Source organism: Arsenicicoccus sp. oral taxon 190, assembly GCF_001189535.1.
Classification (GTDB): domain Bacteria; phylum Actinomycetota; class Actinomycetes; order Actinomycetales; family Dermatophilaceae; genus Arsenicicoccus.
Genome location: NZ_CP012070.1, coordinates 2,404,006 through 2,419,641, shown reverse-complemented (window position 1 = coordinate 2,419,641; position 15,636 = coordinate 2,404,006). Strand labels below are relative to the sequence as shown.

Genomic DNA, 15,636 nt, shown 5'->3' with positions numbered 1-15,636 from the left:
GCCGGGCGGGTCGCCCGGCCGGCGGGTGGCTCAGGCCAGGGCGCCGTCGCGCGCGGTGACGCGCCCGCGCAGCAGCGTCGCCCGGACCGCGCCGGTGAGGGTGCGCCCGTGCCACGGATTGTTGCGCGAGAGCGAGGCGCTCGCAGCGCGGTCCACGGTCAGAGACCGGCTCGGGTCGACCAGCACGAGGTTGCCGGGCTCGCCGACGGCCAGCGGCCGGCCGTGCCCCTTGAGCCGCGCGATCTGCGCCGGGGTCGTGGACATGACCCGCGCGACGTCGGCCCAGGTCATCCGGCCCGTCGTGACCATGAGGTCGCTGACGACGGCGAGCGCCGTCTCCAGCCCGAGCATCCCGAAGGCCGCGTCCGCGAAGGCGTGGTCCTTGTCGTGGGACACGTGCGGGGCGTGGTCGGTGGCCACGATGTCGATCGTGCCGTCGACCAGGGCCGCGCGCAGCTCCTCGGCGTACTCGCTCGGGCGCAGCGGCGGGTTGACCTTGTAGACCGTGTCGTAGTCGGCCAGCAGGTCCGTGGTGAGGGCGAGGTGGTGCGGCGTGACCTCCGCCGTGACCGCGACGCCCCGCGCCTTGGCCCAGCGGATGACCTCCAGCGACCCGGGGGTCGACACGTGCGCCACGTGGACCCGGCCACGGGTCGCCTTGGCGAGCATCACGTCCCGCGCGACGATCGCCTCCTCGGCCGCGTCGGGCCAGCCCGGCAGCCCGAGCCGGCCGGACAGCTCGCCCTCGTGGCAGCAGGCCGTGGCGTCGGCGAGGCGGGGGTCCTGGCTGTGCTGGGAGATGACTCCGTCGAAGGCCGTGGAGTACTCCAGGGCGCGCCGCATCAGGCGGCTGTCGTGCACGCAGCGGCCGTCGTCGGAGAAGACCCGGACCTTGGCCTGGGAGCGGGCCATGAGGCCCATCTCGGACAGCTCCTCCCCCGCGAGGCCCTTGGTGACCGCGCCGACCGGGACGACGTCCACCAGACCGACCTCGCGGCCCCGGCGCCAGACCTCCTCGGCCTTCTCAGGGGTGTCGGTGACCGGCTGGGTGTTGGCCATCGCGAAGACGGCGGAGTAGCCGCCGACCGCCGCCGCGGCCGAGCCGGTGTGGATGGTCTCGGCGTCCTCCCGGCCCGGCTCGCGCAGGTGGGTGTGCAGGTCGACCAGCGCCGGCAGCGCGACCAGGCCGTCGGCCTCGACGACCTCGGCGTCCTTGACGGATCCCGCGTCCAGCGAACCGATCTCGCGGATCACGCCGTCCACGACGAGGATGTCCGCGGCGCGCTCGCCGAGCAGGCTCGCGCCGGTGATCAAGGTGGTGGGCATCAGGCGTTGTCTCCTTCGCCGGCGAGCAGGTGGTAGAGCACGGACATGCGGACGGCCACGCCGCCGGAGACCTGGTCGAGGATGATCGACCGGGCGCCGTCGGCCGCGTCGGAGGAGATCTCCAGGCCGCGGTTCATGGGGCCGGGGTGGGCGATGAGGGCGTCGTCGCGCATCAGCTCCAGGCGCCGGGGCGTCAGGCCGTATCCCGCGATGTACTCCCGCGGCGTCGGGAAGAAGCCGCCCGACATGCGCTCCTTCTGCACGCGCAGCATCATCACGACGTCGGCCTTGGGGATCTCGGCGTCGAAGTCGTAGGACCACGTGAAGCCGTCCCGCTCGGCCCAGGTCGCGAGGCCGTCCGGCATCAGCGTGGGCGGTGCGACCACGGTGACCGTGGCGCCGAGCTTGTGCAGGCACAGCACGTTGGAGCGGAAGACGCGGCTGTGGCGCAGGTCGCCGCAGATGACGACGTGGCGCCCGTCGAGGTCGCCCAGCTCGCGCCGCATCGTGTAGGCGTCGAGCAGGGCCTGGGTCGGGTGCTCGTGGGTGCCGTCGCCGGCGTTGATGACCACGCCGGTGACCCACTGGGCGATGAGCTGCTGGGCGCCGGAGGCCATGTGGCGGATGACGAACCCGTCGACGCCCATCGCCTGGAGGTTCATCACGGTGTCCTTGAGGGACTCGCCCTTGGACAACGACGACCCCTTGCCCGCCATGTTGAGCGAATCGGCGGACAGCCACTTCTCGGCGAGCTCGAAGGAGCCGCGGGTGCGGGTGGAGTCCTCGAAGAAGAAGTTGACGATGGTGCGCCCGCGCAGGGTCGGGAGCTTCTTGATGTCCCGGTGCTGCACCTCGTGCATCTGCACGGCGGTGTCGAGGATCTGGGTGATGTCCTGGCGGGACAGGTCGTTGATGGACAGGAGGTGCTTGTTCACCGATGGCCTCCGGAGATGACGACCTCGTCGGTGCCGTCGCGCTCGGCGAGCTTGACCGAGACCCGCTCGGCGGAGGAGGTCGGGAGGTTCTTGCCGACGTGGTCGGCGCGGATGGGCAGGTCGCGGTGGCCGCGGTCGACCAGGACCGCGAGGCGCACCGCCAGGGGGCGGCCTAGGTCCGTCAGCGCGTCGAGCGCGGCGCGGACGGTGCGGCCGGAGTAGAGCACGTCGTCGACGAGCACGACGACCTTGTCGTCGATGCCGCCGGCGGGGATGTCGAGACGCTCGGCGTGCCGGATCGGCTGGCGGCGCAGGTCGTCCCGGTACATCGTGATGTCGATCGCCCCCACGGGGACGTCGACGCCCTCGACCTCGCCGATGGCGGTGGCGAGCCGGTGGGCGAGCGGGACTCCGCGCGTGGGGATGCCGAGGACGACGAGGCCCTGTGCTCCCTTGTTGCGCTCGATCACCTCGTGGGCCATGCGGCGCAGGGCCCGAGCGATCTCGTGGTCGCTCATGACGACCCGGGCGTCGCTGCTCCGGTCGTCGGTGTCGGTGGATGACTGGGGATGGTCTGGGGCAGGCGTCATCACGTCTGACCTCCTTCTCGCCTCGCTGGACGTCGTTAAAGGATGCCGATCGGGTCGATCCTAGCCTGCCGCGGGTGGTGCTCCGGACCACCCTGGCCTACCCGCCCGCGGCACCCCGCCCGGGGCCACACTGCTGGACCATGCTGCTGGGACCACGGTGCGCGCTGGCTCGACTACGCCTGATCAGCAGCCGTCACATTCGGTCAAACGACTACCCATATGGATGAAACGCTCGGCGCGTTTCCCGGTTGGGCTTGCCGCGACCGTCACAGTGCGTAACCATCTCAGGTGTTACAGACAGTTACGTGATCGGAGTCAAGATCCATGGCCAGCGACTACGCCAAGGCCCTCGGCGCCCGGCTGCGTTCCATCCGCACCCAGCAGGGGCTGTCCCTGCACGCGGTCGAGGAGCGCTCCCAGGGCCGGTGGAAGGCCGTTGTGGTGGGTTCCTACGAGCGTGGCGACCGCGCGGTGACCGTGCAGCGCCTCTCGGAGCTCGCCGACTTCTACGGCGTGCCGGTGTCGGCGCTGATGCCTGACTCCGAGGTCGCCCCCGCCACCGAGGCCCCCGCCAAGCTCATCATCGACCTCGAGGCGCTGTCCCAGGTCTCCGCCGAGCGCGCCGGGCCCCTCGCCCGCTACGCCGCGACGATCCAGTCCCAGCGCGGCGACTACAACGGCAAGGTGCTGTCCATCCGCCAGGAGGACCTGCGCACCCTCGCCGTCATCTACGACACCTCCCCCGGCCAGCTGGCCGACGAGCTCGTCGGCTGGGGCGTCCTGGACCCGGCGGCCCGCCGCGGCATCCCCGAGGCCTGACCCACCCCCACCCCCACCCCCACACGATCGTAGACCCTTCTGGTCGCTGAGCGACCAGAAGGGTCTACGATCGTTGAGAGGGGGGCCGCTCAGACGAGGGTCGGCTTGACCTCCTGCAGCCGGCCGAGCAGGCCGTTGACGAAGCCGGGCGACTCATCCGTCGACAGCTCCCGGGCCAGCGACACGGCCTCCGCGATCGCGACGCCCTCGGGGACGTCGTCGCCGTAGAGCAGCTCGAACGCCCCGATCCGCAGGATGGCGCGGTCCACCGCGGGCATCCGGTCCAGGGTCCAGCCCTGCGCGTAGGTGGTCAGCGCCTCGTCGATCTGCGGCCAGTGCGCCAGCAAGCCGTGCAGCAGCACCGAGGTGTACTCCGGCACCGGGTGGTCGTCCTGACCGGCGCGCCGGGGCTCGGCCAGCCGCTGCGCCAGCAGGTCGCCGACGTTCAGGCCCCGCGACTCGGCCTCGAAGAGGATGTCCAGGGCGCGCTTGCGCGCCTTGCCTCGTGCCGACACGTCAGTTGACGCGACCGAGGTAGGAGCCGTCGCGGGTGTCGACCTTGACCTTGGTGCCGGTCTCGAGGAAGAGCGGCACGGCGATCTGCGCGCCGGTCTCCAGCGTCGCGGGCTTGGTGCCACCGGTGCTGCGGTCCCCCTGCAGGCCCGGCTCGGTGTAGGTGATCTCCAGGATCACGGAGGCCGGGAGCTCGACATACAGCGGAGCACCCTCGTGGGTGGCGACGATCGCCTCCTGGTTCTCCAGCATGTAGTCGGCCGCGCTGCCCACGACGTCCTCGCTCACGTGGAGCTGGTCGTAGGTCTTGCCGTCCATGAAGACGAAGTCGGTGCCGTCCTTGTAGAGGTACTGCATCGTGCGCTTGTCGACGTTGGAGGTCTCGACCTTGGTGCCGGCGTTGAAGGTCTTGTCCACGGTCTTGCCGGTGGTCACCGACTTGAGCTTGGTCCGCACGAAGGCCGGGCCCTTGCCGGGCTTGACGTGCTGGAACTCCACCACGGACCAGAGCTGGCCCTCCAGGTTGAGCACCATGCCGTTCTTGAGGTCGTTGGTCGTTGCCACAGGGCCGTCCATCTCTGTCGTCGGGGCGCGCTGCAGCGCCTCAGGTCGGTCGGGGTTTCCGACCCAGTCTAGACCGTATGCCGCCCCACCGATTCACGCCATCACCTGCCGCCGGGGCCGGACGGGGGCACACTCGTGGCATGAAGCTCACGACTGCCGCCCTCGGAGGGCTTGCCGCGGTGGCCGGGGTGGCCGCCCACGACCTGACGCAGAAGAAGCACTCGCTGCTGCGCACCTTCCCCGTGCTCGGCCACGCCCGCTATCTCGTGGAGACGATCGGCCCCGAGATGCGGCAGTACATCGTGGCCGCCAACGACGAGGAGCGGCCGTTCAGCCGGGACCAGCGGCGCTACATCTACTCGTCGGCCAAGGGCGAGAACTCCTACTTCGGCTTCGGCACGGACAACGATCTGGACCGGGCCGAGAACTACCCGGTCATCAAGCACCGCACCTTCGCGGACGTGGCGCCGGCGACCCACCACGACGGCGGGGAGGGCATCGCGCTGCCCGGCGCCAAGGTGCTCGGTGGTCCGCGCGGGCGGGCCAAGGCGTTCCGCCCGGGCTCGGTCGTCAACGTGTCGGCGATGAGCTTCGGCTCCTTGTCGGGGGCGGCCGTGCGGGCCATCAACCGGGGGTGCGCGCAGGCCGGCGCGATGCACAACACGGGTGAGGGTGGCCTGTCCGAGCACCACCGTCAGGGCGCGGACCTGGTCTGGCAGATCGGGACGGGCTACTTCGGGTGCCGGGACGACCGCGGTGACTTCTCTCTGGACCGGTTGCGCGAGACGGTGCAGTCGGCGCCGGTGCGGATGCTGGAGATCAAGCTCAGCCAGGGCGCCAAGCCCGGGCTCGGCGGGGTGCTGCCCGCCGCGAAGGTCACGCCGGAGATCGCGGCGATCCGTGGCATCCCGGAGGGCGAGGACTGCATCTCGCCGTCCCGGCACTCGGCCTTCCGCGATGTCGACTCGATGCTGGACTTCGTCGAGCTGCTCGCCTCGGAGACGGGGCTGCCGGTCGGCATCAAGTCGGCGGTGGGCCACCAGGGGTTCTGGCGCGAGCTGGCCGAGGCCATGGCCGATGGTCGACGCGGCGTGGACTTCGTGACCGTGGACGGCGGGGAGGGCGGCACGGGCGCCGCTCCCCTGGTCTTCTCGGACTCGGTGTCCCTGCCCTTCCGCACCGGTTTTTCGCGGGTCTACGCCGAGTTCGCCCGGGTGGGGATCACGGACGAGGTGACCTTCATCGGGTCGGGTCGGCTGGGGCTGCCGGACAACGCCCTGGTCGCCTTCGCCCTCGGCGCGGACCTCGTCAACGTCGCCCGCGAGGCGATGCTGTCGGTGGGCTGCATCCAGACCCAGCGGTGCCACACCGGTCAGTGCCCGGTCGGGGTGGCGACCCAGAGCCCCTGGCTGGAGCGCGGCATCGACGTGCCGGACAAGGCGGAGCGTGTGGCCCGCTACCTGGCCACGCTGCGCCGGGACCTGCTCAAGGTGGCCCAGTCGGTGGGCGTGCACCACCCCGGCCTGGTCACCGTCGACGACATCGAGCTCCTCGACGGCAACGGCCCGGGCGACGGCCTGCGGCAGGCCTACGGCTACGAGCCCGGCTGGGGTGAGCTGGGTCCGCAGCTGAGCGAGGAGATCGCCGCCATCATGGACGGCGCCAACGCCGTGGGCGGCACGCACCAGGAGCGCGGCACCGCCGACCTGCCCTGACGTCGCATCTGGCCCGGTGCCCATCGTGTCCACACGGTGGGCACCGTTTTCACGGCATACATAACCCGTGATTATGGTCAGAGTCACCATTCGACGTCCTCCCACCCCCTGAGGAGCACCCCCATGGCCCTGACCGGCCTCCTTCTCGGCGCCCTGCTCGGCCTCGTCCTGCAACGCGGCCGCTTCTGCGTGACCGGCGCCTTCCGCGACCTGTGGGTCGCCCGCAACACCCGCTGGTTCACGGCCTTCATGATCGTGGTCGCGGTGCAGAGCATCGGCGTCTTCGCGCTGCAGGCGCTCGGCGTGATCACCCTCGCCGCCAAGCCGTTGCCGCTGATCGCCACCATCGTCGGCGGGCTGATCTTCGGCGTCGCGATCGTGCTGGCCGGCGGCTGCGCGACCGGCACCTACTACCGCGCCGGGGAGGGGCTCGTCGGGTCCTGGATCGCCCTCGCGATGTACGCGCTGTTCTCCGCGGTCATGAAGTACGGCCCGCTCAAGCCCGTCAACGACGGCCTGCGCGCGCTGACCGTGCCGCAGACCACGCTCTACGACACCCTCGGCGTGTCCCCCTGGATCCTGGTCCTGGTGCTCACCGCGCTCGTGGGGTGGGCGACCGCCCGGCACCTCACCCGCGCCGCCTCGACCCGTATGGCGACCCTGCCGCCCCGCCGCAGCGGTCTCGCCCACATGCTGTTCGAGAAGCCCTGGCACGCCTTCGCCACCGCCGTCGTCGTCGGCCTGATCGCGATCGCCGCGTGGCCGCTCAGCTTCGCCGCCGGGCGCAAGGACGGCCTCGGCATCACCACCCCCTCCGCCAACCTCACCCGCTGGCTCGTGACCGGCAACCCCGCCTCGATCGACTGGGGCGTGTGGCTCGTCGTCGGCATCCTCGTCGGCTCCTTCGTCGCCGCCAAGGCGTCCGGGGAGTTCCGGGTCCGCGTGCCCGACGCGCGCCAGGCCACGCGGTCGGTCGTGGGCGGTGCCCTGATGGGCGTCGGCGCCTCGCTGGCCGGAGGCTGCACCATCGGCAACGCCATGGTCCAGACCGCCCAGTTCACCTACCAGGGCTGGATCGCCCTGGCCGCGATGGTGCTCGGCGTCGGCGTCGGCGCCAAGTTCTTCGTCGGCACCCACCGCCGCGACGGCGCGCTGTCCGGCGCGAGCGGGGTCGACGCCTCCGCGGACGCCGCCGGCGAGGCCCCTGCCCGGCCGCTGCGCCTCACCCCCACCCCCTGAGTCCCCTTCCGCCACAAGGAGAAACACCGTGAAGTACACCCTCGAGACCGAAGGTCAGGTCTGCCCCTTCCCGCTGGTGGAGGCCAAGCAGGCGATGGAGCAGATCCAGGTCGGCGACGAGCTGATCATCAACTTCGACTGCACCCAGGCCACCGACGCGCTGCCGCGGTGGGCCGCGGAGTCCGGCTACCCGGTCACCCACTTCGACCGGGCCGGGGACGCGGGCTGGACCATCACGGTCCAGAAGTCCGCCTGACCCTCGCCGCAGGCACGACGACGGCCGGCCGCCGCTCCCCCCTTCGGAGCGGCGGCCGGCCGCCGTCGTGCACCCCGCTACTTGATCTCGCGTCGCAGCAGCAGCCAGCTGCCGAGCACCAGCGGGAGGAGCGTCCAGATCGCGTTGGACGTGGCGAGGTGGCCCCAGTCGGTCGCCGTCATGTGGCCGGACAGCAGCTGCCGGGACGACGGGTTGGGGTCGATCCACGGGGCGGCGTCCTTCAACCAGGACACCAGCGCCATGAGCGGCAGCAGCATCGGGATCAGGAAGTAGGCCGCGATCGCGAAACCCGGGTTGGCCAGCAGCAGCCCGAGGCCCAGCCCGCTGAGGACGCCGATCAGCTCCGCGAGCAGCACCCCGCCGACGGCGGGCCAGCGCAGGTCCCAGCTCGCCGGGGCGTCCTGGAAGGTCCCCGCGAGGACGTTGGCCGCCGCCGCCAGCGCCAGACCGAGAGCGATGGCCAGCACCCCGACGATGCACACGGCCGCCATCTTGGCGAGCACCACCCGCAGCCGCCGCGGCTCCTGCGCGAAGGTGACGAGGCCGGTCCGCTGGCTGAACTCCGACGTGGCGGTGAGCACCCCGAGGATCGGCAGCAGGATCATCTGCGGCGTCGTGGTCGCCTCGGCGAAGGTCGAGAAGGTCAGCGACTCGCGCTCGCTGAGGGACCACGTGAAGCCGATGGCGGCTGCCGTCACGAGCCCCATGGCGATGAGCAGCCACCGGCCCGAGCGGGTGTCGACGAGCTTGCGCAGCTCGACGTGCAGCAGCCGGCCGAAGGGGATGCCGGGGCGGGTGCCCGGCTCCCGGCGAGGCCCCGCCTGGGCGGCGGTGCCGGTGTCGTTGCGGGGGGCGTCGGCCCGGGTCGCGGTGCTCATGCCGCCACCTCCGTCCCGGCGGTGCCGCGGGCGTCGTCGGCGGTGAGCTCCAGGAACATCTGCTCCAGGCCGGCCCCCTGGGCGGGCCGCAGCGCCGTGAGCACCAGCTGGGCCTCCAGCGCCACCCGCCCGACCTGCTCGGCGGAGGCCTTGACGGTCAGCTCGTCCCCGTTGTGACCCGTGACCTCCAGCCCGGCGCGCTCCAGCGCGTCCCCGAGCCGGGCGGTGTCGGTGGCGGCCGCCGTCACGCCGTCACCGGCGAGCAGCTCGCGCGTCGACCCCTGGGCGACGATCCGGCCACGCCCGATCATGATGATCTCGTCGGCTGTCTGCTCGACCTCGTGCAGCAGGTGGGAGGACAGCAGCACGGTGCGGCCCTGCCCGGCAAAGCTGCGCAGCAGCCCCCGCAGCCAGTGGATGCCCTGGGGGTCCAGACCGTTGGCCGGCTCGTCCAGCACCAGCACCTCGGGGTCACCGAGCAGGGCTCCGGCGAGACCGAGCCGCTGCCGCATGCCGAGGGAGTAGTTGCGCACCCGGCGCCGCGACTCGTCCGGCGTCAGGCCCACCAGGGAGAGCATCTCGTCGACCCGGGAGCGCGGGGCGCCGATGGCGATCGCCGCCAGGGTCAGCACCTCCCGGCCGGTGCGCCCGACGTGCTGGGCCGACGCGTCGAGCAGGCTCCCCACCTGGCAGGCGGGGTTGGGCAGGTCGTGGTAGCGACGGCCGAGCAGCCGCGCCTCCCCCGAGGTGGCGGGCGTGAGCCCGGTCATGACGCGCATGGCGGTGGACTTGCCGGCGCCGTTGGGTCCGAGGAATCCGGTCACCACGCCCGGGCGGGCCGTGAACGACACGTCGTCGACGGCGGTGAACCCGCCGTACCTCTTGGTCAGGTGGTCGATCTCGATCATGGGCACCAGCCTGGTCGAGACCGTCGGGGCGCGGCATCGGGCTAGTCGCCATACCGCCCTCGACCATCGGCCAGGTGCGGATCGACCTGTGGCTGGCACCGCGGGCAGCCGCGCCCTCCTAGGCTGCTGCCATGAGCAGCCGTCCGCCCCGCGACCTGTGGGCCCCCCTCACGCTGTGGGGTCACGTATGGCGGGGGCTGCTGGCCGCGGTGACCGGCGCGGCCTTGTTCCTGATGTCGAACGACCCCCAGGTGTCGCGCCCGCTGGCGAGCTGGGTGCCGCTCGTGGACGTCGTGGTGGGTCTGCTGTCGCTGTCGCTGCTGCCGCTGCACCGGCGCTTCCCGGTGGTGGTGCCGGTCCTGCTGCAGGCCGTGACGGCCGTGTCGATGTCGAGCGCCGGCACGGCCTCGGTGGCCCTGGTCTCGGTCGCCACCCGGCGGCGCTGGCCGCGGATCCTCCTCGCCGGCGGGGTCGCGATGATGGCCTCGCTGGCGGTGTCGCGGCTCTACCGCGAGACGGATCCGATGCCGGCGCCGCTCAACATCGCCACCATGGTGCTCGTGCTCGCCGCCCAGGTCGCGTGGGGTCTCTACATCGGGGCCCGCCGAGACCTGCTCGCCACGTGGCAGTGGCGCGCCGAGGCCGCCGAGCGGGAGCAGGCCGCCCGGGTCTCCCAGGCCCAGATCGACGAGCGCAGCCGGATCGCGCGGGAGATGCACGACGTCCTCGCCCACCGGATCTCGTTGATCTCCATGCACGCCGGGGCGGTGGCCTACCGGACCGACCTCCCCCCGGAGGAGGTCCGCGCCGAGGCCGGCATCATCCAGCGGACGGCGGCCGACGCGCTCGACGAGCTGCGCGACATCCTCGGCGTGCTGCGCCAGACCCCGGTCGGGGGCGCGGAGTCGTCCGTCGAGGCGCCGCAACCCACCTTCGCCGACATCCCGGACCTCGTGGCGCAGGCCCGTCAGGCGGGGCTGTCGGTGACGGTGGTCGACGAGATCGCTCCCGGCGCCGGCGTCCCCGCGCAGGTGGGCCGGCACGCCTACCGCATGCTGCAGGAAGCGCTGACCAACGTCCGCAAGCACGCCCCCGGCGCCCAGACCACCGTGCGGGTGGCCGGTCACCCCGGGGGGCGGCTGCGGCTGGAGGTCGTCAACACCCCTGTCGCCGTATGGCGCTCGCCCGCCTCTCCCCTGCTCGGCGCCGGTCTCGGCCTGGTGGGGCTGCACGAGCGAGCCCATATCGTGGGGGGCACCATCACCCACGGCGAGACCTCCGACGGCGGCTACCGGATGACCGCCGAGCTCCCGTGGCCCAAGGAGGCGACGTGACCTCACCCGTGCGGGTGCTGCTCGTGGACGACGACGCGCTGGTCCGAGCCGGGCTGCGGCTCATGCTCGGCGGCGAGGCGACCGTGGAGATCGTCGGCGAGGCCGGGGACGGCGTCGAGGCCGAGAGCCTGGTGGCCCAGCTCCACCCGGACGTGGTGCTCATGGACATCCGGATGCCGCGCCAGGACGGCCTCACCACCACCGAGCACCTCGTGTCCCGCCCCGACCACCCGGAGGTCGTGGTGCTGACCACCTTCGACGCCGACGACCTGGTGCTGCGCGCGCTGCGCGCGGGTGCCAGCGGGTTCCTGCTCAAGGACACCCCGCCCGCCCAGATCGTGCAGGCGATCCACCGGGTGCGCGCCGGCGAGCCCATGCTCTCCCCCAGCGTCACCCAGCAGCTCATCCAGGCGGTGTCGACGCGCACCTCCGACCCGCGCCAGGACCGCGCGAGCAGCCTGGTCGCCCGGCTGACCCCGCGCGAGCGCGAGATCGCCGCGGCCATCGGCGAGGGCCGCACCAACGCGGACATCGCCGCTGCGATGTACCTCTCGGTCGCCACGGTCAAGTCCCACGTCACCCACCTGCTCACCAAGCTCGAGGCCGACAACCGGGTCCAGATCGCGATCCGCATGCACGACGCCGGGCTGCTCTAGACGGGCCACCCGCCCATCCCCCCGGCACCGGGCCGGCGCCGAGCGTCGAGACCGGCGCGGGGTCGCCGCGCAGCCTGCCACGAGGTGCTACTTGTCGCTGCCGATGTTGCGATCCGCTTCCGCGCCCTCCAGCATGAGGGTCACCTCCTCCAGACGCTGGAAGCGACCAGAGGTGTCACGGCGAGCCAAGACGTAGACCTCCTGGACGACGGTGCTGCCATCTCTCTTGGTGACCTCCACGACGTGGCGATCTGCGTACCGCTCGCCGTCGTCGTACTCGTCGAGGACGGTGATGTCGACATCGCGAACGACCTCTCCCAGGTGCTGGATGTGGTCGACGAAGCCGGCGCGATCGTCCCAGGTGCCGTTGGTCCGCTGCCGGTAGTCGTCGGTGAAGTGTCGGTCCACGACCGCGTCGAGGGGTTCGGACGTGGCGAGGAGGTCGTGCAGTGCGGAGCGGATGTCACTCATGTCTCCACCGTACGTGCCGCTCGCACCCGGGCGACGGGCGCCCGTGGCGCGAACGGACGGAGCGGGCGGGGCGGGCGGCATACGGCCCTCGGGGTCAGGGGCAGACGGCGGTGAAGGCCTGCTCCAGCCACTCCTCCCGCGGCCCCTCCAGACGCACCGGGTCGCCGACACCGCGCAGGGCGACGAAACGGAGCATGGCGCCCCGGGACTTCTTGTCGCGGGACATCGCCGTCAGGAGCGCCGGCCAGGAGGCCGGGGGTGGCGCGTCATACCGGATCGGCAGACCGACCGAGGTGAGGATCTCGCGATGGCGCGCGATGACCGAGGGGTCGAGCAGGCCTGCGGCGCAGGCCAGCTCGGCGGCGTAGACCATCCCGACCGCGACGGCGTCCCCGTGACGCCAGCGATAGTGCTCGACCTGCTCGATGGCGTGGCCGAAGGTGTGGCCATAGTTGAGGATCTCGCGCAGGGAGGACTCGGTGAGGTCGGCCGCGACGACGCCGGCCTTGACGGTGATCTTGCGCTCGATGAGCTCACGCAGCACCGGACCACTCACGTCGAGCGCCGCCGCGGGGTCGCGCTCGATCAGGTCGAGGATGACGGGGTCGGCGATGAAGCCCCCCTTGATCACCTCGGCCAGCCCAGCGACGAGGTCGGCCCGAGGGAGGGTGCTGAGGGTCGACAGGTCGCACACCACACCGCGCGGCTCGTGGAAGGCACCCACGAGATTCTTGCCCTCGGGGGTGTTGATGCCCGTCTTGCCACCGACAGCCGCGTCGACCATGGCCAGCAGGGTCGTGGGGACGTGCACGACGTCGACGCCGCGCAGCCAGGATGCCGCCGCGAAACCGCCGAGGTCGGTCACCGTCCCACCCCCGACACAGACGATGGCGTCGGTGCGGGTGAAACCAGCCTGCCCGAGCTGGGACCACAGCCGAGCGAGGACGTCCACGGACTTGGCGCTCTCGGCATCAGGCACCTCGGCCCGGTGGACCTGCACGGCGGCGGCCGCGAGCGCGCCGGCCACCTGGTCGGCGTAGGCAGCGACGGCGGGCGAGGCCACCACCAGGACCCGCAAGGTGCCCTCCCGCAGCAGCGAGGGCACCTGCCCCAGCACGTCCCGCCCGACCACGACGTCGTAGCTGTCGCCGACGGGGATGACCGTCGGGGCGGGGGCGGCGGCATAGGGCTCGGTCATGCCGACCCGCCCTGCACCAGCTCGACCACCTGGTCGGCCACGTCCTGCACGCTGCGTCCCGCCGTGTCGACGGTCCACGTCGCCACCTGGGCGTAGAGCGGGCGCCGGACCTCCATGTGCTTGAGCCACGACCGGCGTGGCAGCAGCGCCACCATGGACGCGGACTGGTCGAAGCCGATGCGTCGGGCGGCGTCGCTGATCCCGACGTCGAGGAAGACCACGACGTGCTCGCCGAGGGCCTGCCGGATCTCCGGGTCGGTGATCGCTCCCCCACCGACCTCCACGACGCCGTCGGTGCGCAGCGCCGCCAGCGTGGCCTGGCGCTCGAGCTCGCGGAAGCGTGCCTCCCCCACGTCGACGAAGACCTCCGCCACCGGGATGCCGGCCGCGTGCTCGACCTCCCGGTCGGTCTCCACGCAGCCGCAGCCGAGCAGCTCGGCGACCAGACGACCGACCGCGGTCTTGCCGGAGCCCGGGGGGCCGACGAGGACGACGCGGGGCCGGGTGCGCCCGGACAGTGCCCGCGCCACGGCGTCGGCCACCTCGGCCGGCGTCCGCCCGGACGTGGGGATCGCGACCCGCGACGCGGCGCGGTAGACGGGCTGCCGCGCGTCGTAGAGCTCCGGCACGTCGTCGCGCGCCAGCATGGGCCGCTCGGCCGGATCGCCGGCGCGGGACAGTGCCTCGGCGAGCTCGACCTCGAGGTGCACGACGTCGTGGTCCGCGAGCGCGGCGCGGACCTCGGGGCTGCCGAGCGCTCCGCCCCCAAGCGCGAGGACGCCCGGCGGCCCGGCGAGCAGCTGCAGGACCAGCCTGCGCTCCACGTCGCGGAACGCCGGCTCGCCGTGGCTGGCGAAGTACTCCGGGACGGGGACGCCGACGGCCTGCACGATGGCCTCGTCGGCGTCGACGAAGGGCAGGCCGTAGCGGTCGGCCAGGAGCCGGCCGACGGTCGACTTCCCGGCGCCCATGAACCCCACGAGGACCATCATGAGCGCATCGCGTCCGGGATCGCGTCGAGGTAGCCGCGCAGGTTGCGGGAGGTCTCGGCGACGCTGTCGCCCCCGAACTTCTCCAGGCAGGCCTCGGCCAGCACCAGCGCCACCATCGCCTCGGCGACCACCCCGGCGGCGGGCACGGCGCACACGTCGGAGCGCTGGTGGATCGCCGTGGCCTGCGCGTCCGGGTTGGTCACGTCGACGGTGTCGAGGGCCCGGGGGACGGTGGAGATCGGCTTCATCGCGGCCCGGACGCGCAGCGTGTCGCCGTTGCTCATGCCGCCCTCGGTGCCACCGGCGCGGTTGGTGCGTCGCCCGATCCGTCCCTGCTCGTCCCGCTCGAGCTCGTCGTGGGCGGCGCTGCCGCGGCGGCGGGCGGTGCGGAAGCCGTCGCCGACCTCGACCCCCTTGATCGCCTGGATCCCCATCAGGGCTGCGGCGAGCCGCGCGTCGAGGCGCCGGTCCCAGTGGACGTGCGACCCGAGGCCGGGCGGCAGGCCGACGGCGACGACCTCGACGACGCCGCCGAGGGTGTCGCCGTCCTTGTGGGCCGCGTCGATCTCCGCGACCATCGCGGCGCTCCCCGCCGGGTCGAAGGCGCGGACCGGGTCGGCGTCGAGCGCGGCGACGTCGTCGGGGCCGGGGACCGGTGCGTCGTCGGCCACCCCGGCCTGCCCGATCGCGACGGTGTGGGACACGAGCCGTATGCCGTAGGCCTGCTCCAGCAGCGCGGCGGCGATCGCGCCGAGGGCCACGCGGGCCGCCGTCTCGCGGGCGCTGGCCCGCTCGAGCACGGGCCGGGCGTCCTCGAAGGCGTACTTCTGCATGCCGACCAGGTCGGCGTGGCCGGGGCGGGGCCGGGTGAGCGGCTTGTTGCGGGCGATCTCCTTGGGCGCGTTGACGTCGTCGCTGGCCGCGTAGTCCTGCTCGGTCACGGGGTCCGGACTCATGACGGTCTGCCACTTGGGCCACTCGGAGTTGCCGATGGTGAGGGCCACGGGGCTGCCGAGGGTCTCGCCGTGGCGCAGCCCGCCGACGATCGTGACGACGTCCTGCTCGAACTTCTGCCGGGCGCCGCGGCCGTGACCGAGCCGGCGGCGCGCCAGGGCGTCCGCGATGTCGGCGCTCGTCACCCGGACACCCGCGGGGAGACCCTCGATCGTGGCCGCCAGGGCGGGGCCGTGGGACTCACCGGCAGTCAACCAACGCAGCATG

General features: G+C 72.5%; 17 protein-coding genes. 6 read left to right on the top strand and 11 right to left on the bottom strand.

Annotated elements, in window-relative coordinates; genetic code table 11:
• Positions 1-30 precede the first annotated feature (30 nt).
• The 3 genes from ADJ73_RS11190 to pyrR are packed head-to-tail and all read right to left on the bottom strand — an operon-like array spanning position 31 to position 2,851.
• Complete coding sequence (locus ADJ73_RS11190) at positions 31-1,326, bottom strand: dihydroorotase (protein WP_050348326.1); 1,296 nt, start codon at positions 1,324-1,326, stop codon at positions 31-33.
• A complete protein-coding gene (locus ADJ73_RS11185; RefSeq protein ID WP_050348325.1) occupies positions 1,326-2,261 on the bottom strand; it encodes an aspartate carbamoyltransferase catalytic subunit in 936 nt (311 codons plus the stop codon). Before ADJ73_RS11185 ends, ADJ73_RS11190 begins: the two co-directional genes overlap by 1 nt.
• A complete protein-coding gene (pyrR, locus tag ADJ73_RS11180) occupies positions 2,258-2,851 on the bottom strand; it encodes a bifunctional pyr operon transcriptional regulator/uracil phosphoribosyltransferase PyrR (protein WP_050348324.1) in 594 nt (197 codons plus the stop codon). The genes ADJ73_RS11185 and pyrR overlap by 4 nt, the downstream gene beginning before the upstream one ends.
• A 324-nt stretch (positions 2,852-3,175) precedes the next feature.
• Between pyrR and bldD the strand changes: the two genes are divergently transcribed.
• Positions 3,176-3,670: a transcriptional regulator BldD gene (gene bldD, locus ADJ73_RS11175; protein ID WP_050348323.1), complete on the top strand. Its 495-nt coding sequence runs from the start codon at positions 3,176-3,178 to the stop codon at positions 3,668-3,670.
• Between the two features lie 89 nt (positions 3,671-3,759).
• On the opposite strand, the gene nusB is transcribed toward bldD, so the two are convergent.
• Together nusB and efp are read right to left on the bottom strand one after the other, a co-directional pair.
• Positions 3,760-4,185, bottom strand: coding sequence for a transcription antitermination factor NusB (nusB, locus tag ADJ73_RS11170; RefSeq protein ID WP_050348322.1), 426 nt, complete (start codon positions 4,183-4,185; stop codon positions 3,760-3,762).
• A 1-nt stretch (position 4,186) separates the two neighbouring features.
• Complete coding sequence (gene efp / locus ADJ73_RS11165; RefSeq protein ID WP_050348321.1) at positions 4,187-4,747, bottom strand: elongation factor P; 561 nt, start codon at positions 4,745-4,747, stop codon at positions 4,187-4,189.
• A 140-nt stretch (positions 4,748-4,887) separates the two neighbouring features.
• On the opposite strand from efp, the gene ADJ73_RS11160 reads away from it, so the two are divergent.
• The 3 genes from ADJ73_RS11160 to ADJ73_RS11150 all read left to right on the top strand — a co-directional run bounded on the left by ADJ73_RS11160 (position 4,888) and on the right by ADJ73_RS11150 (position 7,957).
• Entirely contained in the window at positions 4,888-6,462 is a 1,575-nt protein-coding gene (locus ADJ73_RS11160; RefSeq protein WP_050348320.1) for an FMN-binding glutamate synthase family protein, read from the top strand.
• Positions 6,463-6,585: 123 nt separating this feature from the next.
• A complete protein-coding gene (locus ADJ73_RS11155; protein ID WP_050348319.1) occupies positions 6,586-7,701 on the top strand; it encodes a YeeE/YedE family protein in 1,116 nt (371 codons plus the stop codon).
• Positions 7,702-7,729: 28 nt separating this feature from the next.
• On the top strand, positions 7,730-7,957 hold the full coding sequence (locus ADJ73_RS11150; RefSeq protein WP_050348318.1) for a sulfurtransferase TusA family protein: 228 nt from the start codon (positions 7,730-7,732) through the stop codon (positions 7,955-7,957).
• 77 nt (positions 7,958-8,034) lie between these two features.
• On the opposite strand, the gene ADJ73_RS11145 is transcribed toward ADJ73_RS11150, so the two are convergent.
• Together ADJ73_RS11145 and ADJ73_RS11140 are read right to left on the bottom strand one after the other, a co-directional pair.
• Positions 8,035-8,856 carry an ABC transporter permease gene (locus ADJ73_RS11145; protein ID WP_050348317.1) on the bottom strand — a complete coding sequence of 274 codons (822 nt, stop codon included), beginning with the start codon at positions 8,854-8,856 and terminating at the stop codon, positions 8,035-8,037.
• Positions 8,853-9,764 (bottom strand): ABC transporter ATP-binding protein, encoded by a 912-nt coding sequence (locus tag ADJ73_RS11140; protein WP_172669722.1) that lies wholly within the window; start codon positions 9,762-9,764, stop codon positions 8,853-8,855. The genes ADJ73_RS11145 and ADJ73_RS11140 overlap by 4 nt, the downstream gene beginning before the upstream one ends.
• Positions 9,765-9,895: 131 nt before the next feature.
• Here ADJ73_RS11140 and ADJ73_RS17580 point away from each other — a divergent pair, with 131 nt between their 5' ends.
• Entirely contained in the window at positions 9,896-11,098 is a 1,203-nt protein-coding gene (locus ADJ73_RS17580; RefSeq protein ID WP_050348316.1) for a sensor histidine kinase, read from the top strand.
• Positions 11,095-11,754: a response regulator gene (locus ADJ73_RS11130; protein WP_253272555.1), complete on the top strand. Its 660-nt coding sequence runs from the start codon at positions 11,095-11,097 to the stop codon at positions 11,752-11,754. The genes ADJ73_RS17580 and ADJ73_RS11130 overlap by 4 nt, the downstream gene beginning before the upstream one ends.
• 87 nt (positions 11,755-11,841) lie before the next feature.
• Here the strand turns inward: ADJ73_RS11130 and ADJ73_RS11125 are convergent, their stop codons facing one another.
• From ADJ73_RS11125 to aroC, 4 genes are all read right to left on the bottom strand, one after another.
• A complete protein-coding gene (locus tag ADJ73_RS11125; RefSeq protein ID WP_050348315.1) occupies positions 11,842-12,225 on the bottom strand; it encodes a nuclear transport factor 2 family protein in 384 nt (127 codons plus the stop codon).
• A gap of 94 nt (positions 12,226-12,319) precedes the next feature.
• Positions 12,320-13,423: a 3-dehydroquinate synthase gene (aroB, locus tag ADJ73_RS11120; RefSeq protein ID WP_050348314.1), complete on the bottom strand. Its 1,104-nt coding sequence runs from the start codon at positions 13,421-13,423 to the stop codon at positions 12,320-12,322.
• On the bottom strand, positions 13,420-14,415 hold the full coding sequence (locus ADJ73_RS17325; RefSeq protein ID WP_216593630.1) for a shikimate kinase: 996 nt from the start codon (positions 14,413-14,415) through the stop codon (positions 13,420-13,422). The genes aroB and ADJ73_RS17325 overlap by 4 nt, the downstream gene beginning before the upstream one ends.
• On the bottom strand, positions 14,412-15,635 hold the full coding sequence (gene aroC, locus ADJ73_RS11110; protein WP_050348313.1) for a chorismate synthase: 1,224 nt from the start codon (positions 15,633-15,635) through the stop codon (positions 14,412-14,414). The genes ADJ73_RS17325 and aroC overlap by 4 nt, the downstream gene beginning before the upstream one ends.
• Position 15,636 lies beyond the last annotated feature (1 nt).

Coding starts and splice junctions, on each gene's coding strand:
- ADJ73_RS11190 (WP_050348326.1), bottom strand. CDS start 1,326: ATGCCCACCACCTTGATCACCGGCGCGAGCCTGCTCGGCGAGCGCGCC.
- pyrR (WP_050348324.1), bottom strand. CDS start 2,851: ATGACGCCTGCCCCAGACCATCCCCAGTCATCCACCGACACCGACGAC.
- bldD (WP_050348323.1), top strand. CDS start 3,176: ATGGCCAGCGACTACGCCAAGGCCCTCGGCGCCCGGCTGCGTTCCATC.
- ADJ73_RS11160 (WP_050348320.1), top strand. CDS start 4,888: ATGAAGCTCACGACTGCCGCCCTCGGAGGGCTTGCCGCGGTGGCCGGG.
- ADJ73_RS11155 (WP_050348319.1), top strand. CDS start 6,586: ATGGCCCTGACCGGCCTCCTTCTCGGCGCCCTGCTCGGCCTCGTCCTG.
- ADJ73_RS11145 (WP_050348317.1), bottom strand. CDS start 8,856: ATGAGCACCGCGACCCGGGCCGACGCCCCCCGCAACGACACCGGCACC.
- ADJ73_RS11140 (WP_172669722.1), bottom strand. CDS start 9,764: ATGATCGAGATCGACCACCTGACCAAGAGGTACGGCGGGTTCACCGCC.
- ADJ73_RS17580 (WP_050348316.1), top strand. CDS start 9,896: ATGAGCAGCCGTCCGCCCCGCGACCTGTGGGCCCCCCTCACGCTGTGG.
- ADJ73_RS11125 (WP_050348315.1), bottom strand. CDS start 12,225: ATGAGTGACATCCGCTCCGCACTGCACGACCTCCTCGCCACGTCCGAA.
- aroB (WP_050348314.1), bottom strand. CDS start 13,423: ATGACCGAGCCCTATGCCGCCGCCCCCGCCCCGACGGTCATCCCCGTC.
- ADJ73_RS17325 (WP_216593630.1), bottom strand. CDS start 14,415: ATGATGGTCCTCGTGGGGTTCATGGGCGCCGGGAAGTCGACCGTCGGC.
- aroC (WP_050348313.1), bottom strand. CDS start 15,635: ATGCTGCGTTGGTTGACTGCCGGTGAGTCCCACGGCCCCGCCCTGGCG.